Below are 25,607 nucleotides of genomic sequence, written 5' to 3'. Positions count from 1 at the left end.
CCGGTAGGATCGGTCCTCGTGACTCCAGCCGAACTCTCCGCCGCGTACCTGTCGATCCTGACCGGGATCGTCGAGCGCCGAGGCGCGTCCGACACCGTGACGATCGAGGAGTCCCACGTGGTGCTCGAGCGTCCGAAGAACCGCGCCCACGGTGACTGGGCCTCGAACGCGGCCATGCAGCTCGCGAAGCGGCTCGGCACGAACCCGCGCGAGCTCGCGACCGAGATCGCCGGTGAGCTGACCGAGCTCGACGGCGTGGACTCGGTCGACGTCGCCGGCCCGGGCTTCATCAACATCACGCTCGAAGCCGCCGCCGCGGGTGAGATCGCGCGCACCATCGTCGACGGCGGCGAGTCCTTCGGCACCGGGGACCTGTACGACGGCGTCCGGATCAACCTGGAGTTCGTCTCCGCCAACCCCACCGGTCCGATCCACATGGGCGGCGTGCGCTGGGCAGCGGTCGGCGACAGCCTGGCCCGCGTGTTCCAGGCGCAGGGCGGGCTCGTCACCCGCGAGTACTACTTCAACGACCACGGCGCGCAGATCGACCGCTTCGCCCGCTCCCTCGTGGCCAGCGCCCTCGGTGAGCCGACGCCCGAGGACGGCTACGGCGGCGCCTACATCGCCGAGATCGCGGCACGGGTCATCGCGACCCTCGAGCCGGGCACCGACGTCCGCGACCTGCCGCGTGACGAGGCGCAGGAGCTCTTCCGCCGCGAGGGCGTCGACTTCATGTTCGCCGACATCAAGTCGTCGCTGCACGACTTCGGCGTCGACTTCGACGTCTACTTCCACGAGAACGCGCTGCACGAGTCGAAGGCCGTCGAGCGTGCCATCGCCCGACTGCGGTCGGCCGGTGTGATGTACGAGGCCGAGGGCGCCGAGTGGCTCCGCACCACCGACTTCGGCGACGACCGCGACCGCGTCGTCATCAAGTCGGACGGCGAACCCGCGTACATCGCCGGTGACCTGGCGTACTACCTCGACAAGCGCGAGCGCGGGTTCGAGCGCAACCTGATCATGCTGGGCGCCGACCACCACGGCTACGTCGGCCGGCTGATGGCGATGTGCGCCGCGTTCGGCGACGAGCCGGGCAAGAACCTCGAGATCCTGATCGGGCAGATGGTCAACCTGCTCAAGGACGGCGAACCGATGCGCATGTCGAAGCGCAACGGCACCATCGTCACGATGGAGGACCTGGTCGACGCCGTCGGTGTCGACGCCGGCCGCTACGCCCTGGTCCGCTTCGCCAGCGACACCGCGATCGACATCGACCTCGACCTGCTCACGAAGCGCACGAACGACAACCCCGTCTTCTACGTGCAGTACGCCCACGCCCGCACGCAGTCGGTGGCCCGGAACGCCGCGGCCGCCGGGGTCGACCGGTCGGTGTTCGACGCCTCGCTGCTGACCCACGAGTCGGAGAGCGCGCTCCTCGGAGCCCTCGCCGAGTACCCGCGGGTCGTCCGGCACGCCGCCGAGCTGCGCGAGCCGCACCGCATCGCGCGCTACATCGAGCAGCTGGCCGGCCTGTACCACCGCTGGTACGACTCCTGCCGCGTCACGCCCCTCGGCGACGAGCCCGTGACCGACCTGCACCGCACGCGCCTGTGGCTGAACGACGCCACCGGCCAGGTCGTCCGGAACGGCCTCGGCCTGCTCGGCGTGTCGGCTCCGTCCCGCATGTAGCGGTCGCCCCTTCCGAAAGACACCGGTGTTCGCGCACGGAACACCCGCATCCCGGGGTGTCGAGCGTGAACACCGGTGTTTTGCGTCCTGGCCGCGCCCGGCCGCAGCCCGGCCGCGCCTGCCCGCGCCCGGCCGCAGCTGCGCCGCAGACCGGGCTGGCAGGCTAGGACGCATGCCTGCAGCCACCGAACGCCCCACCAAGCGCCGCCGCTGGCCCGTCGTCCTGCTCGTGCTCGTCGTGGTGCTCGCCGGCCTCGTCGTCGTCGCCGAGTTCGTGCTGCGCGGCGTCGTCGACCGGATCATCGCCCAGCAGGTCGAGCAGTCGCTGCCCGACGGCACGACCGGCCAGGTCGACGCGCACGCCGAGGGCATCGTCATCCCGCAGCTCATCAGCGGCACGCTCGATCGCGTCGAGATCTCCTCGGAGAAGCTCACGGTCGACGGCATCCCGCTCGCCGCCGACGTCACTGCGCAGGACGTCCCGGTGGACGGCAAGGGTGACGTCCGCGACGTCGACGGCACGGTCACCCTGGCGTCGTCGAGCGTCAAGGACCTGGCGAAGTACAGCCCGCTCTTCGACCGCCTCAGCCTGGCCGACGGTGGGGTCGAGCTGACCGGGTCGTCGTCGGTGCTCGGCTACGACATCACGTACGCCGCCAAGGGTGCCGTCGTCGCGCAGGACGACGGCCGCGGCATCTCGATCACCCCGGAGAGCGTCCGGATCACGAACTCCGACCTCGGTCTGAAGGTCGACTCGATCCCGGGCGTCACCGGCGTCCCGGTGCAGGTCTGCACCGCGCAGTTCCTGCCCGAGGCGCTGCGGGTGCGCTCACTCGACGTGTCGAAGTCGGACGCGACGGTCCGCATCACCGCGGACGCGCTGCCGCTCACCGAGGACGGCCTGCGGACCGTCGGCAGCTGCCGCTGAGCGGACGGGTGCGTAACGCGGCCCGGGAGGCGTGGCTCGCGTCGGTAGGATCGGGTCCCGTGAGCGAGAACCCCCTTGCACCGCCGCGGCTGCGGTTCCCGACGGACGCCTCCGAACTGGTGGACCGCATCTGGCCCGCGTCCGCGACGCGGACCGACGACGGCACCCTGGCGATCGGTGGCATCAGCGCGACCGACCTGGTCGCCCGGTTCGGCACGCCGCTGTACGTCGTCGACGAGCGTGACGTGCAGTCCCGTGCGGTGCGGGTGCGGAACGCCTTCACCGAGGCCTTCGAACGCATCGGCAGTCACGCGCACGTCTACTACGCCGGCAAGGCGTTCCTGACGACGCAGGTGGTCGCGTGGATGGCCGAGGCGGACCTGCGCGTCGACGTCTGCACCGCCGGTGAGCTCGCGGTCGCCCTGGCCGGTGGCATCGACCCCGGTCGGCTCGGCTTCCACGGCAACGACAAGTCCGACGCCGAGATCGCCCGTGCCCTCGAGGTCGGCGTCGGCACGATCGTGCTCGACAGCCACGAAGAGGTGCAGCGCGTCGCCCGCGCCGCCGCCGACGCCGGGGTCGTGCAGCGTGTGCGCATCCGGATCAACACCGGCGTGCACGCGTCCACCCACGAGTACCTGGCGACCGCTCGCGAGGACCAGAAGTTCGGCATCCCGCTGTCCGAGGCCGTCGACGCCGCGGCAGCCGTCCGTGCCGAGCCCTCGCTCGCCTTCGTCGGCCTGCACTCGCACATCGGTTCGCAGATCTTCGATGACGCCGGCTTCCGCGAGGCCGCACGTCGGCTGATGGACGTGCACGCGACGCTCGTCGCCACCGGCCCGGTGCCCGAGCTGAACCTCGGCGGCGGCTGGGGCATCGACTACACCGAGGCCGACTCGGCGTTCGCCCCCGAGGACGTCGCCGATGCACTGGCCGCGATCATCGGCGAGGCCTGCGCCGAACGCGGCATCCCGGTGCCGGACATCGCCGTCGAGCCGGGCCGGTACGTCATCGGCCCGCCCGGGGTGACGCTGTACCGCGTCGGCACGATCAAGCCCGTCACGCTCGAGACCGACGACGGCGGCAGCGCGACCCGCACGTACGTCTCGGTCGACGGCGGGATGAGCGACAACATCCGTCCGGCCCTGTACGGCGCCGACTACACGGCCCGGCTCGCCCGCACCTCCGACGCACCAGCGGTGCTGAGCCGCGTCGTCGGCAAGCACTGCGAGAGCGGCGACGTCGTGGTGAACGACGAGTACCTGCCCGGCGACGTGCAGCGCGGCGACCTGCTGGCCGTGGCGGCCACCGGTGCCTACTGCTGGGCGCTGTCGAGCAACTACAACCACGTGGGCCGCCCGCCGGTCGTCGCCGTCGCGGACGGCACAGCCCGTATCCTCGTGCGGGGCGAGACGATCGACGACCTGCTCGCCCGTGACACCGGGGTCGCCGCCGTGCCCGCCGAGGGCACCGGCCGCTGACCCCCGACCCGACCGGGTCCGCCCACCCCGCAGGGCGTGCCCCCATCGACAGGAACCGCTACCAGATGATCGAATACCGCAACGTCCGTGTCGCGCTGCTCGGGGCCGGCTCGGTCGGTTCCCAGGTCGCGCGACTGCTCCTCGAGCACGGCGACGAGCTGGCCTCGCGCGCCGGAGCCGGGCTGGAGCTCGTCGGGATCGCCGTGCGCGACGTGGACGCGGAGCGCGACGTCGACCTGCCGGCGGAGCTCTTCACCACGGACGCTGCGTCGCTCATCCTCGGCGCGGACATCGTCGTCGAGCTCATCGGCGGCATCGAGCCGGCGCGCACCCTCGTGCTCCAGGCGCTGCAGTCCGGCGCCGACGTCGTCACCGGCAACAAGGCGCTGCTCGCCACCCACGGCCCGGAGCTCTTCGCCGCGGCCGAGCAGGTCGGTGCACAACTCTACTACGAGGCCGCCGTGGCCGGTGCGATCCCGATCATCCGTCCGCTGCACGACTCGCTCGCCGGTGACCGCATCGTCCGGATCATGGGCATCGTCAACGGCACGACCAACTTCATCCTCGACCTGATGGACCGCAAGGGTTCCACGTTCCAGGACGCCCTGGCCACCGCGACGGAGCTCGGGTACGCCGAGGCCGACCCGACCGCCGACATCGAGGGCTACGACGCCGCGCAGAAGGCCGCGATCCTGGCCTCGCTCGCGTTCCACACCTCGGTGCCGCTCGCCGCCGTGCACCGCGAGGGCATCACCCACGTCACGATCGAGCAGGTCCGCGCCGCCCGCAAGGCCGGCTACGTCGTGAAGATCCTGGCGACCGCGGAGCGGCTGACGGACGAGGACGGCCGCGAGGGCGTCAGCGCCCGCGTCTACCCGGCCCTCGTGCCCGAGTCGCACCCGCTCGCGAGCGTGCACGGAGCGAAGAACGCCGTGTTCGTCGAGGCTGAAGCCGCCGGTGACCTGATGTTCTACGGCGCGGGTGCCGGTGGCGTCGAGACGGCCTCGGCGGTCCTCGGCGACCTGGTCTCCGCGGCTCGTCGGCACGTCATCGGTGGCCCGGGCGTCGCCGAGTCGACGCAGTCCGAGCTGCCGGTGTTCCCGATCGGCACCGTCCGCACGAGCTACCAGATCACCCTGCACGTCACGGACGCACCCGGCGTGCTGTCGACCGTCGCAGGCGTGCTCGCCAAGCACGGCGTCAGCGTCGAGACGGTCGAGCAGACCACCACCGGCGCAGCCGAGGGGACCGCGACGCTCGTCATCGGCACCCACCTGGCGCGCGAGGCCGACCTCGCGGACACCGTCGTCGCCCTCCGCGGCGAGGACGTCGTCCTGGACGTCACCAGCGTCCTGCGCGTCGTCGGTCGCTGACGCGACCACGGGCCTCCAGGCCGACCAGCAGGCTCGCCGAGCCGAACCACCACCAGATCCACCCCACCGGACAGAGAGAGAAGCCTGATGGCCCACCAGTGGCAGGGAGTCCTGCGCGAGTACGCCGACCGACTCGACGTGACCGAGGCGACGCCCATCGTCACCCTCGGTGAGGGCGGCACGCCGCTCATCCCGGCTCGTCGGCTCTCCGAGCGCACCGGCGCCGAGGTCTACGTGAAGTTCGAGGGCATGAACCCGACGGGCTCGTTCAAGGACCGCGGCATGACGATGGCGATCTCGAAGGCCGTCGAGCACGGCGCGAAGGCCGTCATCTGCGCCTCGACCGGCAACACCAGCGCCTCGGCCGCCGCGTACGCGACGCACGCCGGCATCACCGCCGCGGTGCTCGTGCCCGAGGGCAAGATCGCCATGGGCAAGCTCAGCCAGGCCGTCGCCCACGACGCCCAGCTGCTGCAGGTGCAGGGCAACTTCGACGACTGCCTCGACATCGCCCGCGACCTGGCGGCGAACTACCCGGTGCACCTCGTCAACTCCGTCAACAACGACCGCATCGAGGGGCAGAAGACCGCCGCGTTCGAGGTCGTCGACGTCCTCGGTGACGCACCGGACTTCCACTTCCTGCCCGTCGGCAACGCGGGCAACTACACCGCGTACTCGCGCGGCTACCGCGAGGACGTCGCCGCCGGTCGGAGCACCAAGCTGCCCCGCATGTTCGGGTTCCAGGCCGCCGGTTCCGCCCCGATCGTGCACGGCGAGGTCGTCCGGCACCCGGACACCATCGCGTCGGCCATCCGCATCGGCAACCCGGCCTCGTGGCAGTTCGCGCTCGAGGCGCAGCAGGAGACCGACGGCTACTTCGGTGCGATCAGCGACGAGGCCATCCTCGCCGCGCACCGCATCCTGTCGGCCGAGGTCGGCGTCTTCGTCGAGCCCGCGTCGGCGATCGGTGTCGCCGGGCTGCTCGAGCGCGCCGACGCCGGTGTCGTGCCGAAGGGCGCGAAGGTCGTCATCACGGTCACGGGTCACGGCCTGAAGGACCCGCAGTGGGCCCTCCGCACGCCGGACGGCGGCGAGGTCACCCCGACGAGCGTGCCGGTCGACACGAAGTCGATCGCCGACGTGCTCGGTCTGGTCAGCGAGCAGTGATCTCCGACCGCTCGTCCGGACCGGGGGAGGGCGTCACCGCCCGCAGCGCTGTACCGGCCGGACGGGCGGTCCGGACACTGCCGGCCGGATCGACGGTCCGCGTCCGGGTGCCGGCCACGTCGGCGAACCTCGGCCCCGGCTTCGACTCGCTCGGCCTCGCGCTCTCGCTCTACGACGAGGTCGTGGTGCGCGTGCGCCCCGAACCCGGCGCGACCGTCACGGTCGAGGGCGTCGGCGCCGGTGAGGTTGCCACCGACGACTCGAACCTGGTCGTCCGTGCCGTCCGCCGAGGGTTCGAACACGCCGGTGTCGACCAGCCCGGCCTCGAGCTGCACGCGACGAACGCGATCCCGCACGGGCGCGGTCTCGGCTCGTCCGCCGCGGCGATCGTCGCGGGGCTGATGGCGGCCCGCGGCCTGCTCGAGGGCATCGTCGACCTCGACGCCTCGACGCTCCTGACCCTGGCCACCGAGATGGAGGGCCACCCGGACAACGTCGCGCCGGCGCTCTTCGGCGGCCTGACGATCGCGTGGATGACCGCCGAGGGCCCGGCGTACAAACGGCTCCTGGTGCACCGCGGTGTCGCCCCGGTGGTGTTCGTGCCGACCTCGACGCTCTCCACCAAGCTCGCGCGCTCCCTGCAGCCCGAGCAGGTCCCGCACGCCGACGCCGCGTTCAACGTCTCCCGCTCGGCGCTGCTCGTCGCGGCGCTCATCCAGAGCCCCGAGCTGTTGCTCGCCGCGACCGAGGACCGTCTGCACCAGGCGTACCGCGCCAGCGCCATGCCCGAGACCGACGCCCTGATCCGGCTGCTCCGGCAGCACGGCCTGGCCGCGGTGGTCTCCGGTGCGGGGCCGAGCCTGCTCGTCCTCGGCAGCGACCCGGCACAGCGGCTGACCGCCGCCGACCTGGTCCAGCGACACGCCGAATCCGACTGGCGGCCGCTCATGCTGGCCGTCGATCTCGGTGGTGCTACAGTGGCAGCGCACTCGGCGCTCGAAGCCGAACCCGCGTAACCGTACGGATCGCTCGTCCTCCAGGACAGCTCCTACGACGTCGCAGGGTCCGGTGCGCGAGTGTGCATCTCTTTCTGATCACCGAATCCCGATCCGTCGTCTGAACGGCGGTCGATGCTCACTGCATCCGGGACGGTGGAAACTCTCCGCGTTCTGCGGTTCGAAAGGAAACACCGACCTTGACCGACAACAACTCCGCCCAGGTGGAGATCCCCAGCGACCTGCGTGCCCTCCGTCTTCCGGAGCTCCAGCGCATCGCCTCCTCGCTCGGCATCACCGGGCTCTCCAAGCTCCGCAAGGGCGACCTGATCGCCTCCATCGAGGACAAGCGCCCCGTCGACGAGACGCCGGCCGCCCCGGCCGCCGTCGTCCCCGAGACCCCCGCCGAGCCGGCCGCCACCGAGCAGCCGACCCTGCCGGAACCCGCCGAGACGCCCGCGCAGCCCGCTGCCGAGGCCCCCGTCGCCGACTCCGAGGCACCCGCCGAGTCGGCAGCCCCGAGCCGTGCCCGTCGTTCGCGCCGTGCGTCGTCCGGTGGCACCGTGAACGCCGCACCGACCTCGGCCGCCGAGCACACCAACCACGGTCAGACCGGCACCGAGGACCTCCTCGCCGGGCTCGACCAGGTCCGCGCCGAGAAGGACGCGCAGGAAGCCGCGCAGTCCGGCTCGCAGCGCCGCGGCCGTGGCCAGCGGAACGCCGAGCAGCGCACCGAGCAGCGTGGCGCCGAGCAGGGCGAGCAGGCGTCGGCACCGGCCGAGGCCGAGCAGCCGAACCAGGCTGCCCAGCAGCAGGGCCAGCAGAGCCAGCAGGCCCCGACGTCCGCCGTGCAGGCCGACCAGGACCAGAACGAGTCCGGCGACCAGAACGACCAGGGCGACCAGAACTCCGAGCAGGGCGAGGGCGGCTCGCGCCGCGGTCGTCGCAGCCGTGGTCGCGGTCGTGGCCGTGGGCAGAACGCCGAGAACGGCGAGCAGCAGAACGGCACCGACCAGCAGAACGGTGGCCAGAACGGCGGCCAGCAGAAGCAGAACGGCGCCGACCAGAACGGCCAGCAGAACGGCGGCCAGCAGAACGGCGGCCAGCAGAACGGCGGCCAGCAGAACCAGCAGAAGCAGAACGGAGGCGAGCAGCAGAACGGCAAGCAGAACGACCAGCCGAAGCAGGCCGACGCCAAGCAGGACGACAAGTCCGACCAGAAGCAGCAGAACGCCGGTCAGCAGAAGCAGCAGACCAGCGGCCAGCAGAAGCAGCAGCAGCAACAGCACGCCGACGAGGCCGAGAGCGGCCGCAGCCGTCGCCAGCGCGACCGCAAGCGCGGCCGTGGCGGCCAGAACGACGACTTCGAGCCCGAGGTCACCGAGGACGACGTCCTGATCCCGATCGCGGGCATCCTCGACGTCCTCGACAACTACGCGTTCGTCCGCACCACCGGCTACCTGCCGGGCCCGAGCGACGTCTACGTCTCCCTCGGCCAGGTGAAGAAGTACCACCTGCGCAAGGGCGACGCCGTCGTCGGTTCGATCAAGCAGCCGCGTGACGGCGAGCAGCAGAGCCGTCAGAAGTACAACGCGCTCGTCGCCGTCGAGTCGATCAACGGCCAGTCCGCCGACGAGGCCGCGGCCCGTGTCGACTTCAACGACCTCACCCCGCTGTACCCGAACGAGCGCCTGCGCCTCGAGACGGAGCCGGGCAAGCTGTCGACCCGCATCATCGACCTCGTCTCGCCGATCGGCAAGGGCCAGCGCGGTCTCATCGTGTCCCCGCCGAAGGCCGGCAAGACCGTCGTGCTGCAGGCCATCGCGAACGCCGTCGCCAAGAACAACCCCGAGGCGCACCTGATGGTCGTCCTCGTCGACGAGCGGCCCGAAGAGGTCACCGACATGCAGCGCACGGTGAAGGGCGAGGTCATCGCCTCGACCTTCGACCGTCCCGCCGAGGACCACACCACCGTCGCCGAGCTCGCCATCGAGCGTGCGAAGCGCCTGGTGGAGCTGGGCCACGACGTCGTGCTGCTGCTCGACTCGATCACGCGCCTGGGCCGTGCGTACAACCTGTCGACCCCGCCGTCGGGCCGCGTGCTCTCCGGTGGCGTCGACTCGGCGGCGCTCTACCCGCCGAAGCGCTTCTTCGGCGCCGCGCGCAACATCGAGGACGGCGGCTCGCTGACCATCCTCGCGACCGCGCTCGTCGAGACCGGCTCCAAGATGGACGAGGTCATCTTCGAGGAGTTCAAGGGCACCGGCAACATGGAGCTCCGCCTGAACCGTCACCTCGCCGACAAGCGGATCTTCCCCGCGGTCGACGTGAACGCCTCTGGTACCCGTCGCGAGGAGCAGCTGCTCTCCGCGGACGAGGTCAAGATCACCTGGCGTCTGCGCCGGGCCCTCGCCGGGCTCGACCCGCAGCAGGCCCTCGAGATCGTGCTGCGGAACCTCAAGGAGACGCAGTCGAACGTCGAGTTCCTGGTGCAGGTGCAGAAGTCGGTCCCCTCGACCGGCGCCCACCACAACGGCCACCAGGAGTAACGCGTGTTCGAGTCGGTAGCGGGGCTGCTGGCGGAACACGAGGACCTGACGCAGCAGCTGTCGGACCCCGCGCTCCACGCCGATGCGGCCCGGGCGAAGAAGGTGAACCGGCGGTACGCCGAGCTCAACCAGATCAAGTCCGCGTACGAGGCCTGGCAGGCGGCGGGGGACGACCTCGCCGCCGCCCAGGAACTCGCGCGTGAGGACGCGGCGTTCGCGGACGAGGTCCCCGGGCTCGAGGAGCAGCTGTCGGAGCGCCAGGAGCGTCTCCGGCGGCTGCTCATCCCGCGCGACCCGGACGATGGCCGTGACGTCATCATGGAGATCAAGGGCGGCGAGGGCGGCGAGGAATCGGCGCTGTTCGCGGCCGACCTCCTGCGCATGTACTCGCACTACGCCGAGACCAAGGGCTGGAAGGTCGAGCTCCTCGAGCGCACCGAGTCCGACCTGGGTGGCTACAAGGACGTCCAGGTCGCGATCAAGTCGAACACGACCGACCCGTCCCAGGGCGTCTGGGCACACCTGAAGTACGAGGGCGGTGTGCACCGCGTCCAGCGTGTGCCGCAGACCGAGTCGCAGGGGCGCATCCACACCTCGACCACCGGCGTGCTGGTGTTCCCCGAGGTGGACGAGCCCGAAGAGGTCCAGATCAACCAGAACGACCTGAAGATCGACGTCTACCGGTCCTCCGGCCCGGGCGGTCAGTCCGTCAACACGACGGACTCCGCGGTCCGCATCACCCACCTGCCCACGGGCATCACGGTGGCGATGCAGAACGAGAAGTCGCAGCTGCAGAACCGTGAGGCCGGCATGCGCGTGCTCCGTGCACGCATCCTCGCGCGCCAGCAGGAGGAGCTCGACGCGATCGCCTCGGACGCGCGCAAGTCGCAGATCCGCGGGATGGACCGTTCGGAGCGCATCCGCACGTACAACTTCCCGGAGAACCGGATCGCGGACCACCGCACCGGCTACAAGGCGTACGACCTCGACCGCGTGATGAACGGTGCCCTCGAGCCCGTCATCCAGTCCGCCATCCAGGCGGACGAAGAGGCACGGCTGGCCGCCATCGGCGACCAGGACGCCTGATCGGCGTGACCGGACTGGAGGCCCGCGGCGGCTCCGACGGGTCCCGCACGTTCGCCGCGGATCGCCTGCTCGAGCAGGCGACCGCGGCGCTCGTCGCCGTCGGCGTCCCCACGCCCCGGGTCGACGCCGAGCTGCTGCTCGCGTGGGCGACCGACACCTCGCGCGGTGCTGTCCAGGCCCGGGCGCTGATCGGCGGCGGCATCGCCCCGGAGCACGTCGAGCGCTTCCGGCACGCCGTAGCCCGCCGCGCCACCCGTGAGCCGCTGCAGCACATCACCGGGCAGGCGTACTTCCGTGCGCTCACCCTGGCGGTCGGACCGGGCGTGTTCGTGCCCCGTCCGGAGACCGAGGGCGTCGTGCAGTTCGGCATCGACGCCCTCCGCGCGACCGCCGTGCCCGAGCCGATCGCCGTCGACCTGGGCTCCGGAAGCGGTGCGATCGCGATCGCGATGGACACCGAGGTGCCGAACGCCGTGGTCTACGCCGTCGAGCGGTCGCCCGAGGCGCTGCCCTGGACCCGGCGCAACGTCGACGCCCACGGCGGGACCGTGCGGCTCGTCGAGGGCGACCTCGCCGACGCGCTGCCGGAACTCGACGGCACCGTCTCCGTCGTCGTGTCGAACCCGCCGTACGTGCCGGACGACGCGATCCCGGTCGACCCCGAGGTCCGCGACCACGACCCGGCGATGGCGCTCTACGGTGGGCCGGACGGCCTCGACGCCGTGCGCGCCCTCGCCGAGACGGCCTGGCGGTTGCTGGTGCCCGGGGGAGCACTGGTCATCGAGCACGCCGAGCCGCAGGGCGCCGGCGTCCGGCAGGTCCTGGCGGGCCGGGGGTTCCGCACCCCGGAGACGCACGTCGACCTGACGGGTCGCGACCGCACGACCACCGCGACGCGCTAGGCGGGGGTGAGCCGCGCCTCCAGGCCGTCCTCGCCCGCCGTCGGCTGCGGTGAGACGCCGTCGTGTCGGTGAGACGCCGCGATGTGCGCGAGACGCCGCGGTGTCTGGCGGCGTCCTGACAAGACGACGGCGTGTCGGCGGGTGTGAGCGCTCGTCAGGCGACGGGGGAGGTCTCGCGCTGCGCCGCGACGAAGGCGCGGACGTGCTCGCGAAGGTCGGTGTCGTGCTCGACCAGCACCGCGTGGATGCCGACGCTCCGCGCACCGGCGATGTTCTCGGGCATGTCGTCGGCGAAGAAGGTGCGCTCCGCGGGGACCCCGTGGTGGGCGATCGCGCGCTGGAAGACCTCGGGCTCGGGTTTGCGGGCGCCGAAGTTGCTCGTCGTGTCGAGGTGCTCGCCGAAGACCTCGGGCAGGGACGGTGCCCACTCGTGGATCCACCGGCCGGCGAGCGGACCGTTGTTGGTGAGCAGCCCGACACGCCCGTGCTCACTCGCGATCCGGACCGCCTCGATGCGTTCCGGCAGCTCGGTCATCGCGGCGCCGCGGATCCGGGCCCAGTCGGCCTCGGGGACGTCGCACTCCATCGCGCGCTCGAACGCAGCGAGGTACTCGTCGCCGTCCGCGAACCCACCGGCCTCGGCGCGCATCTCGTGACCGCAGTCCCACCAGCGGCGTCGGAGCTCCTGGAACGCGTGTCCGGTGAACTCGGAGAGTGCGGCCATGCGCACCTTCCAGTCGTACCGGACCAGGACGTCGTCCATGTCGAAGAGGAACAGGAGCGGGGGTGCAGGCGTCTCGTTCACGATGTCCACCATTGTGTCGCACTATCATCGTCGAGTCATGGCATCCCGATACGACTGCACCGACTCCGACGGGCTCCTGACCGGGATGCGGCTCGCACGCGCCGCCCTCGGACGCGGAGAGCTCGTCGTGGTCCCCACCGACACCGTCTACGGCCTCGCCGCGGACGCCTTCAGCGCGACCGCCGTGCAGCGGCTGCTCGACGCGAAGGGCCGCACACGGCAGTCCCCGCCGCCCGTGCTCATCCCCGGTCCGCCCACGCTCGACGCACTCGCCAGCGACGTCCCGCAGCCGGTGCGCGACCTGGTGGCCGAGTTCTGGCCCGGCGGGCTGACCGTCATCCTGCACGCCCAGCCGTCGCTCGACTGGGACCTCGGCGAGACGCGGGGCACGGTGGCCCTGCGGATGCCGGACTCACGGATCGCCCTCGAGCTGTTGCAGGAGGTCGGGCCCCTGGCGGTCTCGTCCGCGAACTCCACGGGCGACCCGGCCGCGATGGACGTCGACGCCGCCGAACGCATGCTCGGTGACAGCGTCGCGATCTACCTGGACGGCGGGCCGATCGAGGTGCACGACGGCTTCGAGGCCAGCACGGGGTCGACCATCGTCGACGCCACCGGGCTGTCGGACGGCGGGAAGCTCCGCATCGTCCGGCACGGGGTGATCCCCGACGAGGAGATCATCCGGGTCGTCGGAGCCGACCTCGTCACATGAAGTACTACCTGCTCGCGGGGGCCATCGCGGCGGTCGTGAGCTTCGTGATGAGCCTGATCGTCTGGAAGCTCGGGCTGAAGTACAAGTGGTACCCGCAGGTCCGCGAGCGGGACGTGCACCGCACCCCGACGCCGCGGCTCGGCGGCATCGCGATGTACATCGGCGTCATCGTCTCGCTGCTGGCGGCCTGGTTCCTGTTCCCGTCGATCGCGGGGACCGACTACTTCCGGTTGGTGTTCTCCGAGCCGGGCCGTGTGCTCGCGGTGCTCGGGGGAGCGACGATCATCGTGGTCCTCGGCGTCGCGGACGACATCTGGGACCTCGACTGGATGACGAAGCTCGCCGGGCAGATCATCGCGGCGGGCATCCTCGCCTGGCAGGGCGTCGCGATCGTGTCGCTGCCGATCGGCAACACGCTGGGCGTCGGCTCGTCGTACATGAGCCTGATCTTCACCGTGCTGGCGGTGGTGCTCGTGATGAACGCGGTGAACTTCATCGACGGGCTCGACGGGCTGGTGGCCGGTGTCGCGATCATCGCCGGCGGCGTGTTCTTCCTCTACACGTTCTTCATCAACCGCGTGGTCGTGCAGACCGAGTTCTTCTTCAACCTGCCGTCGCTGCTCACCGCGGTCCTCGTCGGGGCCTGCTTCGGCTTCCTCATCCTGAACTGGCACCCCGCGAAGCTCTTCATGGGGGATGCCGGCGCGCTGCTCGTCGGGTTCCTGATGGCCACGAGCGCGGTCTCGGTCACGGGCAACATCGACCCGGCGGCGGTCCAGACACGCCAGGCGCTGCTGCCGGCGTTCATCCCGATCCTGCTGCCGTTCGCGATCCTGATCGTCCCGATCCTGGACTTCGGGCTCGCGGTCACCCGACGGCTCAGCGCGGGGAAGTCGCCGTTCTCGGCCGACCGGAAGCACCTGCACCACCGCCTGCTCGACATGGGGCACTCGCACTTCCACGCGGTGCTGATCTTCTACGCCTGGACCGCGACCGTCGCCTTCGGGTGCCTGCTGTTCCTCTTCGTGGACTGGTACTGGGTCGTCGTCTTCGTGTCCGTCGGCTTCACCGTCTGCGCCGTCGCGACGTTCGCGCCGCTCGGCCGGAAGCGCGCCGAGATCGCCGCGCAGACCGCCAACCGCTCCGCCGCCGTGGTGGACGCCAGCCTCGACCCGCTCGACCGGGCCGCCAACGACCGCACGATCCCTGGAGACATCACGTGACCGCACCGAACGCGCTCGACCACGTCCGGCCGGTGTTCCGCCGCATCATCACCTGGGGAGCGGTCCTCGCCGTCGCCCTGGCGGTCGTCGGCGGACTCATCGGGTTCCTCGTCGCGGACGGCCCCGGGCTGGTCGGGGGACTGCTCGGCGCCGTGCTGAGCGTCGTGTTCCTCGGCCTCACCGCGGTCAGTGTCCTCGTCGCGCTGCGGGTGTCGAAGGGTCAGATGATCTCGGGTGCGTTCTTCGGGATCGTGATGGGCACCTGGCTGCTGAAGTTCATCGTCTTCATCGTGCTGCTGGTCCTGCTCAGGGACCGCGACTGGGTCGACTTCCCGGTGCTGGCGATCGTGATCATCGCGGGGGTCGTCGGCTCCCTGGTGATCGACGTCGTCGCGGTCGCGAAGGCCCGCACCCCGATCGACGTCCGGCTGCCGGGCGACGGTCTCGACGACTCCGCGGACGCTGGGAACCCGACCCCCCGCGTCTGAGAAGCCGGGAAGCCTCTCGCACCTGATAGGCTTCTCGAAGTCCGCTACCGGAGCCTTTCGCTCGGGGCGGGCGAGCCTCCACAACGTCCACCATCGCGTGCCATGATGTGCGCGCGCCGACACAGGAGACAGCGCTGCTATCCCACGCTCTTCCCCTGTCCCTCTCCGCTGCGGTTGACACCGTCGCGGCGGGGAGCAGCAAGGCCGCCGAGTTCCATGGTCCGTCGATCAACGAGTTCTTCCCCGATGCTCTTCTGTGGGCAGGGACGCCGTTCGAGATCGATCGGCTCGTCCTCATCCGATTCTTCGCCGTCGCCGTGCTCCTGGTGTTCGCGTTCGTGGGTACCCGTGCACTGAAGCTCGTGCCGAACCGCGGTCAGGCGTTCATCGAGTACGCGTTCGACGTCGTCCGCCGCAACACCTTCGACAACCTCGGCGAGAAGGACGGCAAGCGCTTCCTGCCGCTCCTGGCGACGATCTTCTTCGGCGTGCTGTTCATGAACCTGACCGGTCTGGTGCCGTTCATGAACCTCGGCGGGACCAGTCGCATCGCGATGCCGATGATCCTGGCGATCGTCGCGTACGTCGCGTTCATCTACGCCGGTCTCCGCAAGCACCCGGGCACGTTCCTCCGGAACTCGCTCTTCCCGCCCGGTGTGCCGTGGTTCCTCTACATCATCGTGACGCCGATCGAGCTGGTCTCGACCTTCGTGCTCCGTCCCGTCACCCTGACGCTGCGACTCCTGATGAACATGGTCGTGGGGCACCTGCTCCTCGTGCTGTTCTTCTCGGCCACGCAGTTCTTCTTCTTCGACGCTTCGCTCGGCTTCAAGGCCTTCGGCGTCGGGACCATCGCGTTCGGCATCGCGTTCAGCTTCTTCGAGGTCCTCGTCGCGCTGCTGCAGGCCTACGTCTTCATGCTCCTCACCGCCGTCTACATCCAGCTGGCGCTGGCTGACGAGCACTGATTCCTCACTGACCCCCTACGGGACCGACGACCGTCGGACCCGCACCTCGAAAGGAAAACACGTGGACGCAACGACCGTTCTCGCGGAGATCAACGGCAACATCGCGACGGTTGGCTACGGCCTCGCAGCGATCGGCCCGGCCATCGGCGTCGGCATCGTCGTCGGTAAGACGATCGAGTCCGTCGCTCGCCAGCCCGAGCTCCAGGGCCGCCTGACGACCCTCATGTACATCGGTATCGCCTTCACCGAGGCCCTGGCCTTCATCGGCATCGCCACGTACTTCATCTTCACCGGCACCAACTAAGGCTCCTCGATGCACAACGCACTCATCATCGCGGCGGAGGAGACGCACAACCCGCTGATCCCGCCGTTGTACGACGTCGTCTGGTCGGCGCTTGCCTTCGTCATCATCTTCCTTGTGATGTGGCGTGTCGTCACGCCGCGCATCACGAAGATGCTCGATGAGCGCACCGAGGCCATCGAGGGCGGCATCAAGAAGGCCGAGGCCGCTCAGGAGCAGGCCGCTGCTGCGCTCGAGGAGTACAACAAGCAGCTCGCTGATGCACGTGCCGAGGCATCGCGCATCCGTGAGCAGGCCCGCGCCGACGCCACGGCGATCGGCAACGAGGTCCGCGAGCAGGCGACCGCCGATGCAGCACGCATCACGGCCAACGCACAGGCGCAGATCGAGGCCGAGCGCCAGAGCGCCGTCCAGGCACTCCGGTCCGAAGTGGGCACCCTCGCGCTGGACCTCGCGTCCGGCGTGATCGGTGAGTCCCTCAAGGACGACGCCAAGTCCACCGCAGTGGTCGACCGCTTCCTCGCCGACCTCGAGGCCTCGCAGGCCACGAAGACGGGGGAGCACTGAGCATGCGCAGCGCTACCAGAGAAGCACTCGCGTCCACCAGGGCGGTGCTCTCGGACCTCGGTCCGAGCGCCGGCCTGGTCGCGGGTGCCGAGATCCTCGCCTCCGGGCGTGCGATCGCCGGTGCGCCGCAGCTGCTCGGGCTGCTGTCCGACCCCACGGCCGACGCGGCCGGCAAGAAGGTCCTCATCGACCGTGTCTTCGCCGGACAGTCGGACGCGACGCGTGCGGTCCTGACCGCGGTGGCCGGCTCGCGCTGGTCCTCGCAGCAGGACCTGCTCGCCGGCATCGAGGACGCGGGCATCCGCGCCGTCGCCGCCACCGCGGGTCCGGACTCGTCGATCGAGTCGGAGTTGTTCGCCTTCGAGACCGCCGTCCGTTCGGACGCCGGACTCGAGCTGGCGCTCGGCACCAAGCTCGGCAGCCCCGAGCAGAAGGGCGCGCTCGTCGAGCGGCTCCTCGGTGCCAAGGCGTCGGAGCAGACGGTCATCATCGTGTCGTCCCTGGTGCAGCAGCCCCGTGGTCGTCGCATCGGTGAGATCGTCCGCGACGCATCGCGCATCGTGGCCGAGCAGGCCGGCAAGCTCGTCGCGACGGTCGTCACGGCGACGCACCTGACCCCCGCCCAGTCGGCCCGCGTCACGCGCGGTCTGTCCGAGCGGTACGGCAAGGACATCAGCATCAACCAGGTCGTCGACCCCACGGTCGTCGGCGGGGTCCGGGTGCAGATCGGCGGCGACGTCATCGACGGCACCGTGTCCACGCGACTCTCGGAGCTCCGGCTCCAGCTCGCCGGCTAGGCGTACGGTCGAAGCCGCTCCTCCCCAAGTCCACAACGGGAACTGCCGAGTTCGGCAGCGTCACCCTCTCGGAGCCGAAGGGCCCCGGAAAACCACAAGGAAAATCCCATGGCAGACATCACCATCAGCCCCGATGAGATCCGTGATGCCCTGAAGGACTTCGTCTCGAACTACGAGCCGACGAAGGCCTCCACGGCCGAGGTCGGGCACGTCACCGACGCCGGTGACGGCATCGCCCACGTCGAGGGTCTCCCCGGCGTCATGGCGAACGAGCTCATCCGCTTCGCGGACGGCACGCTCGGCCTGGCGCAGAACCTCGATGAGGACTCGATCGGCGCCATCGTGCTCGGCGAGTTCGGCGGCATCGAAGAGGGCATGGAGGTCACCCGCACGGGTGAGGTCCTCTCCGCCCCCGTCGGCGACGCCTTCCTCGGTCGCGTCGTCGACCCGCTCGGCGCCCCGATCGACGGTCTCGGCGAGATCGCAGCCGAAGGCCGTCGTGCCCTCGAGCTGCAGGCCCCCGGCGTCATGGCCCGCAAGTCGGTCCACCAGCCGCTGCAGACCGGCATCAAGGCCATCGACGCGATGATCCCCGTCGGCCGTGGTCAGCGTCAGCTGATCATCGGCGACCGCCAGACCGGCAAGACGGCCATCGCGATCGACACGATCATCAACCAGAAGGCCAACTGGGAGTCCGGCGACGAGGACAAGCAGGTCCGCTGCATCTACGTCGCCATCGGCCAGAAGGGCTCCACGATCGCCTCCGTCAAGGGTGCGCTCGAGGACGCCGGTGCGATGGAGTACACCACCATCGTCGCCGCCCCGGCCTCCGACCCGGCCGGCTTCAAGTACCTCGCCCCGTACACCGGTTCGGCCATCGGCCAGCACTGGATGTACCAGGGCAAGCACGTCCTCATCATCTTCGATGACCTGTCGAAGCAGGCCGAGGCTTACCGTGCGGTGTCGCTCCTGCTGCGTCGTCCGCCGGGCCGCGAGGCCTACCCGGGTGACGTCTTCTACCTGCACTCCCGTCTGCTGGAGCGTTGCGCGAAGCTGTCCGACGAGCTCGGCGCGGGCTCGATGACGGGTCTCCCGATCATCGAGACCAAGGCGAACGACGTCTCGGCGTACATCCCGACCAACGTCATCTCCATCACCGACGGCCAGATCTTCCTGCAGTCGGACCTCTTCAACGCGAACCAGCGTCCGGCCGTCGACGTGGGCATCTCGGTGTCCCGCGTCGGTGGTGACGCCCAGGTGAAGTCGATCAAGAAGGTCTCCGGCACGCTGAAGCTCGAGCTGGCGCAGTACCGCTCGCTCGAGGCGTTCGCGATGTTCGCGTCCGACCTCGACCAGGCGTCGCGTCGTCAGCTGGAGCGCGGTGCACGTCTGACCGAGCTCCTCAAGCAGCCGCAGTACTCGCCGTACCCGGTCGAGGAGCAGGTCGTCTCGATCTGGGCCGGCACGAACGGCAAGCTCGACACCGTCCCGGTGCCGGACGTGCTCCGCTTCGAGTCCGAGCTGCTCGACCACCTGCGTCGCAACTCCGACGTGCTCACGACCCTGCGCGAGACGAACCAGCTCAGCGACGACACCGTCGCCGAGATGGACAAGCAGATCGACGAGTTCACGAAGAGCTTCCAGACGAGCGACGGCAAGACCCTCGGCTCCGAGCAGTTCGACGCGGCCGAGGCCGAGGACGTCGACCAGGAGCAGATCGTCAAGGGTCGTCGCTAGATGGCAGCGCAGGTCCGGGTCTACCGCCAGCGGATCAAGTCGGCGAAGACCACGAAGAAGGTCACCCGCGCGATGGAGCTGATCTCGGCGTCGCGGATCCAGAAGGCGCAGGCCCGTATGGCTGCGTCCGGTCCGTACTCGCGGGCCGTCACGCGTGCGGTGTCGGCCGTGGCGACGTTCTCGAACGTCGACCACGTGCTGACCACCGAGCCGGAGTCGTCGACCCGTGCAGCCGTCGTGCTCTTCACCTCGGACCGCGGCCTGAACGGTGCGTTCAGCACGAACGTCCTCAAGCAGGGCGAGGAGCTCGCCTCCCTGCTCCGCAGCGAGGGCAAGGACGTCGTCTACTACCTGGTCGGTCGCAAGTCCGTCGGGTACTTCGCGTTCCGTGAGCGTCCGTCCGAGCAGCAGTGGGTCGGCAACACCGACCAGCCGGAGTTCTCGACGGCCAAGGAGATCGGCGACGCCGTCGTGGCGAAGTTCCTCCAGGACACCGCTGCCGGCGGCGTGGACGAGATCCACATCGTGTTCAACCGGTTCATCAGCCTGGCGACCCAGGAGCCCCAGGTCGTTCGCCTGCTGCCCCTCGAGGTCGTCGAGGGCATCGATGAGCCCGAGGGCAACGAGCCCCTGCCGCTCTACGAGTTCGAGCCGGACGCCGACGCGGTGCTCGACTCGCTGCTCCCGGTCTACATCGAGAGCCGCATCTTCAACGCCATGCTGCAGTCGGCTGCTTCCGAGCACGCCGCACGGCAGAAGGCGATGAAGGCGGCCAGCGACAACGCCGACTCGCTGATCCGTGACTTCACCCGACTCGCGAACAACGCGCGTCAGGCGGAGATCACCCAGCAGATCTCCGAGATCGTCGGCGGCGCCGACGCCCTCTCGTCGAAGAAGAAGTAGTCCGCGTCGTTCGCGGACAGATACCCACCCTCAGGAAGGCACCAGCCATGACCGACACCGCAACCACCGCGGTCGAGACGTCGTCGGCGCCCGGTGTCGGCCGGATCGCCCGCGTCACGGGCCCCGTCGTCGACATCGAGTTCCCCCACGACGCAATCCCGGAGATGTACAACCTCCTGTTCACGACCATCACCATCGGTGACTCGTCGCAGGAGATCGGCCTCGAGGTCGCGCAGCACCTCGGCGACGACCTCGTTCGTGCCATCTCCCTGAAGCCGACCGACGGCCTGGTCCGTGGCCAGGAGGTCCGTGACTCGGGCGCTCCGATCTCGGTCCCCGTCGGCGACGTCACCAAGGGCAAGGTCTTCGACGTCCTCGGCAACGTGCTCAACACGGACGAGAAGCTCGAGATCACCGAGCGCTGGCCGATCCACCGCAAGGCCCCGGCCTTCGACCAGCTCGAGTCGAAGACCTCGATGTTCGAGACCGGCATCAAGTCCATCGACCTCCTCACCCCGTACGTGCAGGGTGGCAAGATCGGCCTCTTCGGTGGTGCGGGCGTCGGCAAGACCGTCCTCATCCAGGAAATGATCCAGCGCGTCGCGCAGGACCACGGCGGTGTGTCGGTGTTCGCCGGTGTCGGTGAGCGCACCCGTGAGGGCAACGACCTCATCGGTGAGATGGAAGAGGCGGGTGTCTTCGACAAGACGGCCCTCGTGTTCGGCCAGATGGACGAGCCGCCGGGAACGCGTCTCCGCGTGGCCCTGTCGGCGCTGACGATGGCGGAGTACTTCCGCGATGTCCAGAAGCAGGACGTGCTCCTCTTCATCGACAACATCTTCCGCTTCACGCAGGCCGGCTCCGAGGTCTCGACGCTGCTCGGTCGCATGCCGTCCGCCGTGGGCTACCAGCCCAACCTCGCCGACGAGATGGGTGTGCTCCAGGAGCGCATCACCTCGACGCGTGGTCACTCGATCACCTCGCTGCAGGCGATCTACGTGCCGGCTGACGACTACACCGACCCGGCTCCGGCCACCACGTTCGCGCACCTCGACGCGACGACCGAGCTCTCCCGTGAGATCGCGTCGCAGGGTCTGTACCCCGCGATCGACCCGCTGGCGTCGACGTCGCGCATCATGGACCCGCGTTACCTGGGTGCCGACCACTACGAGACGGCCACGCGCGTCAAGCAGATCCTCCAGAAGAACAAGGAACTGCAGGAGATCATCGCCATCCTCGGTGTCGACGAGCTCTCCGAAGAGGACAAGATCACCGTCGAGCGCGCTCGTCGTATCCAGCAGTTCCTCTCGCAGAACACCTACATGGCGAAGAAGTTCACGGGTGTCGAGGGCTCCACGGTGCCCCTCAAGGACACCATCGAGTCCTTCCGTGCCATCGCCGACGGCGAGTTCGACCACGTTGCGACCCAGGCGTTCTTCAACGTCGGTGGCATCAACGACGTGGAAGAGAAGTGGGCGCAGATCCAGAAGGAGAACCGCTGACATGGCGGGTCTCAACGTGAGCGTCGTCTCGGCTGACCGTGAGGTCTGGTCGGGCGACACCACCATGGTCGTCGCACGGACGACAGAGGGCCAGATCGGCATCCTCGCCGGACACGAGCCGATGCTCGCGATCCTGGCGCAGGGTCAGGTCCGCATCACGCGGGCCGATGGGTCGACCGTCGCGGTCGACGCCGAGGACGGCTTCCTGTCGGTCGAGCACGACACGGTGACGATCGTCGCGCGGCAGGCCGCGCTGGCGTCCTGACCGGACTGACCGTCCTGCTCCCGCCTTCGGAGACGAAGCGGGAGGGCGGGGACACGAGTCGCATGCTCGATCTGCGTGCGCTCTCGTTCCCGGAACTGGCCGATGAGCGGGCCGCGGTGATCACCGCGGCCCGCTTCGTCAGTTCCGAGGAGTCCTCGGCCAGGACGGCACTCAAGCTCGGTCCGAAGTCGATCGCCGAGCGTCTCCGGAACCTCGAGCTCGAGACCTCGGGCACCATGCCTGCGATCGAGCGGTACACGGGGGTCCTGTACGACCCGTTGGGCGCCCAGGACGCGGACGCTGCGACCCGGGAGTGGTGGGCGGAGCACGTGATCGTGCAGTCCGCGATGTTCGGGCCGATCGGTGCGGGGGACCCGATCCCGGCGTACCGGCTGTCGCACGACTCGCGGCTCGGTTCGATCCGGTTGGCCGCGCACTGGCCGGCGGTGTCGACCCGTTCCCTGCTGACCCGTGCGGACGGCCTGGTGCTCGACCTGCGGTCCGAGGGGTACCGGCAGCTCGGCCCCGTGCCCGGAGCGGTGGCACCACGGGTGGTGAGCGTCGACGGCTCCGGCCGTCGTCGAGCCCTGAACCACTGGAACAAGACGGCGAAGGGTCGCCTGGTGGCGCTGCTCGCCCGCACCGGTGCGAGCATCGGCAGCATGGGCGACCTGGTCGAGTGGGCTGCTGCGCACGGTGTCGTCGTCGAACCGAACGAGGGCGGCTGGGACCTGGTCGCCGAGAGCCTGGAGCCCGTCACGGCCTGAGCGGGACCCGCCCGGTCCGTCCTCCACAAGCGTCGTCAGCGGCGCTCCGGTCCACAGATGGCCGGGGCGCCCCTGCCTGGAGGCCCGCAGCACGTTTCGATGACGTGCATGATCCCTCTCACGGCACAGTCCGACCCCGGTTCCGCAGTCCGTTACCCTCGCGAGATCGCCGCTGCGGTCACCCTCCCCGCCGCGGCGGCCGCGCTGGTCGCGCCCGGTCGTGCCGACCTGTCGACGGCCGCTGCGACGGCCGTGGTGACAGCGTGCGGCGCGCTCGCGCCCCGGATGGCCCTGGTCCCCTTCATCGCGGCACAGGGCGCACCGGATCCCCGGTCGATCCGCGTGTTCGACCCCTTCGCCGATCCGACGCCGCCGGCGCTCCACGGGTTCGGCCCAGCGCCCGACCGTGCCAGGGTCCGGCTCGCAGGGGATCGGTGTGCTGATGCCTGGCGGCTGTGGCGGGCACAGGACGGCCCGTTCGACGGCTCGTCGGGCGCTGCGGGTGCCCTGTCGCTCGGGGCGTGGTGCGCCTGGGCGCTCGGATCGTGGGCACGGGCGGAGACCCGGGCACGCTACGCCCTCGAGACCCGCGCGGACGACCCGCTCGCGGGACTCGTCCTGCGTTCGGTCATCGCCGGCAGTGGGCCGTCATGGGAGCGGCGATGACCTGGGGTCGACAGGATCGTCTACGGTGGGGGAGACCACACTGGGAGGGCTCCGGTTGCGCGACGACGACATCGAGGACACCGTCATCCGGCGACCCCGACGATCGCCGGGCGGTGACCGGACGGCCGACGCCATCGGCGACACGGTCATCCGTGGCGCAGCACCGGGCGGTTCCGGCACCGGAGCGGACCCGGCGTCCGAGTCCGACGACGGGGTCCTCGGCGACACCGTCATCCGGCCCGGACACGACGGCGCCGTCCGGGTGCCGGCGCCGGCTGACGACGCCGATCCGGAGGACACCGTCGTCCGGCTGCCAGCGCGACCGGGCGCCGGGCCGGGCCCGTCCGTGGGTGCTGCCCCGGGCCTCCCGACCGTGCCGTCGGTCCCCGCAGCGCCGACGGCACGCGTGCCGTCCATCCGCATCGGCGACCGCACCTTCCGGCTCGACCACCCGGTGGTCATCGGCCGACGGCCGTCGCTGCCGCGGGTCACCCGCGGTCCGCAGCCCGAACTCGTGACCGTCCGGTCGGTGTACGGACAGGTGTCCTCGTCGCACGTGCGGATGCACGCCGAGGGCGAGGCCGTCGTCGTGCAGGACCTCCGGTCCACCAACGGGACGGTCGTCCGCCCGGCCGGTGCACCCGCCTACCGCATGGCGTCGGGTGCGTCGATCGTCGCGCTGACGGGTACGGTAGTCGAGATCGGTGACGGCAACGCCATCGAGGTCCTCTCGCCGTACCTCCGGGTCGCACCGACGGCAGAGGGGGCGCCTCCGGTTCTCCCGTGGCCCTCCGATCAGACAGCACACGGCACGCCCCGACCCACCAGAGAGCGATCCTGACACGTGACCGAACTCGGCCGAGCAGCCACTGCGCACGCCATCGACGTCCCCGGTGCCGACGGCGCCACCCTGACGCTCTCGTGGGGAGCCGCGACCGACGTCGGTCGACGGCGTGACCACAACGAGGACAGCTACATCGTCGGTGCGCCGTTCTTCGTCGTCGCCGACGGCATGGGCGGGCACCTGGCAGGCGACCGCGCCAGCGACGCGGTCGTGCGTCGGCTCGAACAGGTCACCGCGGAACCGTTCACCACGCGGCAGGGCATCCAGCGTGCCCTGCTCCTGGCGACGGCCGACATCGAGCGTGCAGCCGGCGGCAACGCCATCGGCGCGGGCACCACAGTCACCGGGATCGCACTCGTGGCGTCGCTCGGGCAGCCCGCGGCGCTCGTGTTCAACGTCGGCGACTCGCGTACTTACCGCATCGAGGACGGCGTGCTCCGTCGCGTCACCGTCGACCACTCGGTGGTGCAGGAGATGGTGGACGCCGGCCTGTTGCGGGCCGAGGACGCCGAACAGCACCCCGACAGCAACGTCATCACGCGAGCCGTCGGCTTCGGTGAGCCGCCGGCGCCGGACTGGTGGACCCTGCCCCTGCGGGCCGGTGACCGCTACATCGTCTGCTCGGACGGGCTGACCAAGGAGCTCGGCGACGCCGGCATCGCCCGGATCGCCGCACGCGAGCCGGGCGCGCAGGACCTGGCGGAGCGCCTGGTCGGCGACGCCGTCGTGGCCGGTGGCCGTGACAACGTCACCGTGGTGGTGCTGCAGGTCGACGCCGCACCGGACGACGGTGACCTCGAGGACACACTGCCGCGGCACTAGCTGGCCCCCGAACTGGGGGAACACGTCGACCGGTGGGGGACCGACGTGCGGAATGTCGGTCACCCACGCT

The 25,607-nt window shown here is 70.2% G+C and carries 25 protein-coding genes; 24 read left to right on the top strand and 1 reads right to left on the bottom strand.

Annotated elements, in window-relative coordinates; genetic code table 11:
* The first annotated feature begins 18 nt into the window (after positions 1-18).
* From argS to prmC, 9 genes are all read left to right on the top strand, one after another.
* Positions 19-1,689, top strand: coding sequence for an arginine--tRNA ligase (gene argS, locus BIU95_RS11540; RefSeq protein ID WP_017885763.1), 1,671 nt, complete (start codon positions 19-21; stop codon positions 1,687-1,689).
* A gap of 172 nt (positions 1,690-1,861) precedes the next feature.
* Positions 1,862-2,617, top strand: a complete 756-nt coding sequence (locus BIU95_RS11535) for an LmeA family phospholipid-binding protein (RefSeq protein ID WP_017885762.1) — start codon at positions 1,862-1,864, stop codon at positions 2,615-2,617.
* A gap of 59 nt (positions 2,618-2,676) precedes the next feature.
* A complete protein-coding gene (gene lysA, locus BIU95_RS11530) occupies positions 2,677-4,098 on the top strand; it encodes a diaminopimelate decarboxylase (RefSeq protein ID WP_071251722.1) in 1,422 nt (473 codons plus the stop codon).
* 65 nt (positions 4,099-4,163) lie between these two features.
* Positions 4,164-5,471, top strand: a complete 1,308-nt coding sequence (locus BIU95_RS11525; protein ID WP_071251721.1) for a homoserine dehydrogenase — start codon at positions 4,164-4,166, stop codon at positions 5,469-5,471.
* Between the two features lie 87 nt (positions 5,472-5,558).
* Complete coding sequence (gene thrC, locus BIU95_RS11520) at positions 5,559-6,638, top strand: threonine synthase (RefSeq protein ID WP_017885759.1); 1,080 nt, start codon at positions 5,559-5,561, stop codon at positions 6,636-6,638.
* Between the two features lie 77 nt (positions 6,639-6,715).
* Positions 6,716-7,654, top strand: coding sequence for a homoserine kinase (gene thrB / locus BIU95_RS11515; protein WP_071251731.1), 939 nt, complete (start codon positions 6,716-6,718; stop codon positions 7,652-7,654).
* A gap of 179 nt (positions 7,655-7,833) precedes the next feature.
* On the top strand, positions 7,834-10,182 hold the full coding sequence (gene rho / locus BIU95_RS11510) for a transcription termination factor Rho (protein ID WP_071251720.1): 2,349 nt from the start codon (positions 7,834-7,836) through the stop codon (positions 10,180-10,182).
* Positions 10,183-10,185: 3 nt separating this feature from the next.
* Positions 10,186-11,268 (top strand): peptide chain release factor 1, encoded by a 1,083-nt coding sequence (gene prfA / locus BIU95_RS11505; RefSeq protein ID WP_017885756.1) that lies wholly within the window; start codon positions 10,186-10,188, stop codon positions 11,266-11,268.
* A gap of 65 nt (positions 11,269-11,333) precedes the next feature.
* Positions 11,334-12,170, top strand: a complete 837-nt coding sequence (gene prmC / locus BIU95_RS11500; protein ID WP_071251730.1) for a peptide chain release factor N(5)-glutamine methyltransferase — start codon at positions 11,334-11,336, stop codon at positions 12,168-12,170.
* 154 nt (positions 12,171-12,324) lie between these two features.
* Here the strand turns inward: prmC and BIU95_RS11495 are convergent, their stop codons facing one another.
* Positions 12,325-12,975, bottom strand: a complete 651-nt coding sequence (locus tag BIU95_RS11495; protein ID WP_159557995.1) for an HAD family phosphatase — start codon at positions 12,973-12,975, stop codon at positions 12,325-12,327.
* Between the two features lie 37 nt (positions 12,976-13,012).
* On the opposite strand from BIU95_RS11495, the gene BIU95_RS11490 reads away from it, so the two are divergent.
* From BIU95_RS11490 to BIU95_RS11420, 15 genes are all read left to right on the top strand, one after another.
* Positions 13,013-13,687 carry an L-threonylcarbamoyladenylate synthase gene (locus tag BIU95_RS11490; RefSeq protein ID WP_017885753.1) on the top strand — a complete coding sequence of 225 codons (675 nt, stop codon included), beginning with the start codon at positions 13,013-13,015 and terminating at the stop codon, positions 13,685-13,687.
* Positions 13,684-14,910 carry an MraY family glycosyltransferase gene (locus tag BIU95_RS11485; protein ID WP_017885752.1) on the top strand — a complete coding sequence of 409 codons (1,227 nt, stop codon included), beginning with the start codon at positions 13,684-13,686 and terminating at the stop codon, positions 14,908-14,910. Before BIU95_RS11490 ends, BIU95_RS11485 begins: the two co-directional genes overlap by 4 nt.
* On the top strand, positions 14,907-15,398 hold the full coding sequence (locus BIU95_RS11480; protein WP_017885751.1) for a hypothetical protein: 492 nt from the start codon (positions 14,907-14,909) through the stop codon (positions 15,396-15,398). Before BIU95_RS11485 ends, BIU95_RS11480 begins: the two co-directional genes overlap by 4 nt.
* Positions 15,399-15,553: 155 nt before the next feature.
* Complete coding sequence (gene atpB, locus BIU95_RS11475; RefSeq protein WP_040418744.1) at positions 15,554-16,366, top strand: F0F1 ATP synthase subunit A; 813 nt, start codon at positions 15,554-15,556, stop codon at positions 16,364-16,366.
* A gap of 61 nt (positions 16,367-16,427) precedes the next feature.
* Complete coding sequence (atpE, locus tag BIU95_RS11470; protein WP_017885749.1) at positions 16,428-16,670, top strand: ATP synthase F0 subunit C; 243 nt, start codon at positions 16,428-16,430, stop codon at positions 16,668-16,670.
* A 9-nt stretch (positions 16,671-16,679) separates the two neighbouring features.
* Positions 16,680-17,234: a F0F1 ATP synthase subunit B gene (locus BIU95_RS11465; protein WP_017885748.1), complete on the top strand. Its 555-nt coding sequence runs from the start codon at positions 16,680-16,682 to the stop codon at positions 17,232-17,234.
* Between the two features lie 2 nt (positions 17,235-17,236).
* On the top strand, positions 17,237-18,031 hold the full coding sequence (locus tag BIU95_RS11460) for a F0F1 ATP synthase subunit delta (protein WP_031259114.1): 795 nt from the start codon (positions 17,237-17,239) through the stop codon (positions 18,029-18,031).
* 108 nt (positions 18,032-18,139) lie between these two features.
* Entirely contained in the window at positions 18,140-19,768 is a 1,629-nt protein-coding gene (atpA, locus tag BIU95_RS11455) for a F0F1 ATP synthase subunit alpha (protein ID WP_017885746.1), read from the top strand.
* Positions 19,769-20,671, top strand: coding sequence for a F0F1 ATP synthase subunit gamma (locus tag BIU95_RS11450; RefSeq protein ID WP_017885745.1), 903 nt, complete (start codon positions 19,769-19,771; stop codon positions 20,669-20,671).
* A gap of 47 nt (positions 20,672-20,718) precedes the next feature.
* Positions 20,719-22,173 (top strand): F0F1 ATP synthase subunit beta, encoded by a 1,455-nt coding sequence (gene atpD / locus BIU95_RS11445; RefSeq protein WP_017885744.1) that lies wholly within the window; start codon positions 20,719-20,721, stop codon positions 22,171-22,173.
* A 1-nt stretch (position 22,174) separates the two neighbouring features.
* Complete coding sequence (locus BIU95_RS11440) at positions 22,175-22,438, top strand: F0F1 ATP synthase subunit epsilon (RefSeq protein ID WP_017885743.1); 264 nt, start codon at positions 22,175-22,177, stop codon at positions 22,436-22,438.
* Complete coding sequence (locus BIU95_RS11435) at positions 22,435-23,205, top strand: YaaA family protein (protein WP_307360823.1); 771 nt, start codon at positions 22,435-22,437, stop codon at positions 23,203-23,205. Before BIU95_RS11440 ends, BIU95_RS11435 begins: the two co-directional genes overlap by 4 nt.
* A 108-nt stretch (positions 23,206-23,313) precedes the next feature.
* Positions 23,314-23,871, top strand: coding sequence for a hypothetical protein (locus tag BIU95_RS11430; RefSeq protein WP_017885741.1), 558 nt, complete (start codon positions 23,314-23,316; stop codon positions 23,869-23,871).
* A 25-nt stretch (positions 23,872-23,896) separates the two neighbouring features.
* Positions 23,897-24,712, top strand: a complete 816-nt coding sequence (locus BIU95_RS11425) for an FHA domain-containing protein (protein ID WP_139179761.1) — start codon at positions 23,897-23,899, stop codon at positions 24,710-24,712.
* A 3-nt stretch (positions 24,713-24,715) separates the two neighbouring features.
* Positions 24,716-25,537: a PP2C family serine/threonine-protein phosphatase gene (locus BIU95_RS11420; protein WP_017885739.1), complete on the top strand. Its 822-nt coding sequence runs from the start codon at positions 24,716-24,718 to the stop codon at positions 25,535-25,537.
* The last annotated feature ends 70 nt before the right edge of the window (positions 25,538-25,607 follow it).

It is taken from the genome of Curtobacterium sp. MCBA15_007 (genome assembly GCF_001864905.1).
GTDB lineage: Bacteria > Actinomycetota > Actinomycetes > Actinomycetales > Microbacteriaceae > Curtobacterium > Curtobacterium poinsettiae.
This window is presented reverse-complemented; position numbering and strand designations above follow the sequence as displayed.

Bases quoted from the DNA above. Each gene is read 5' to 3' on its own strand.
- BIU95_RS11535 (WP_017885762.1), top strand. From the start codon at position 1,862: ATGCCTGCAGCCACCGAACGCCCCACCAAGCGCCGCCGCTGGCCCGTC.
- BIU95_RS11525 (WP_071251721.1), top strand. From the start codon at position 4,164: ATGATCGAATACCGCAACGTCCGTGTCGCGCTGCTCGGGGCCGGCTCG.
- thrC (WP_017885759.1), top strand. From the start codon at position 5,559: ATGGCCCACCAGTGGCAGGGAGTCCTGCGCGAGTACGCCGACCGACTC.
- BIU95_RS11490 (WP_017885753.1), top strand. From the start codon at position 13,013: ATGGCATCCCGATACGACTGCACCGACTCCGACGGGCTCCTGACCGGG.
- BIU95_RS11485 (WP_017885752.1), top strand. From the start codon at position 13,684: ATGAAGTACTACCTGCTCGCGGGGGCCATCGCGGCGGTCGTGAGCTTC.
- BIU95_RS11465 (WP_017885748.1), top strand. From the start codon at position 16,680: ATGCACAACGCACTCATCATCGCGGCGGAGGAGACGCACAACCCGCTG.
- BIU95_RS11460 (WP_031259114.1), top strand. From the start codon at position 17,237: ATGCGCAGCGCTACCAGAGAAGCACTCGCGTCCACCAGGGCGGTGCTC.
- atpA (WP_017885746.1), top strand. From the start codon at position 18,140: ATGGCAGACATCACCATCAGCCCCGATGAGATCCGTGATGCCCTGAAG.
- BIU95_RS11450 (WP_017885745.1), top strand. From the start codon at position 19,769: ATGGCAGCGCAGGTCCGGGTCTACCGCCAGCGGATCAAGTCGGCGAAG.
- atpD (WP_017885744.1), top strand. From the start codon at position 20,719: ATGACCGACACCGCAACCACCGCGGTCGAGACGTCGTCGGCGCCCGGT.
- BIU95_RS11440 (WP_017885743.1), top strand. From the start codon at position 22,175: ATGGCGGGTCTCAACGTGAGCGTCGTCTCGGCTGACCGTGAGGTCTGG.
- BIU95_RS11430 (WP_017885741.1), top strand. From the start codon at position 23,314: ATGATCCCTCTCACGGCACAGTCCGACCCCGGTTCCGCAGTCCGTTAC.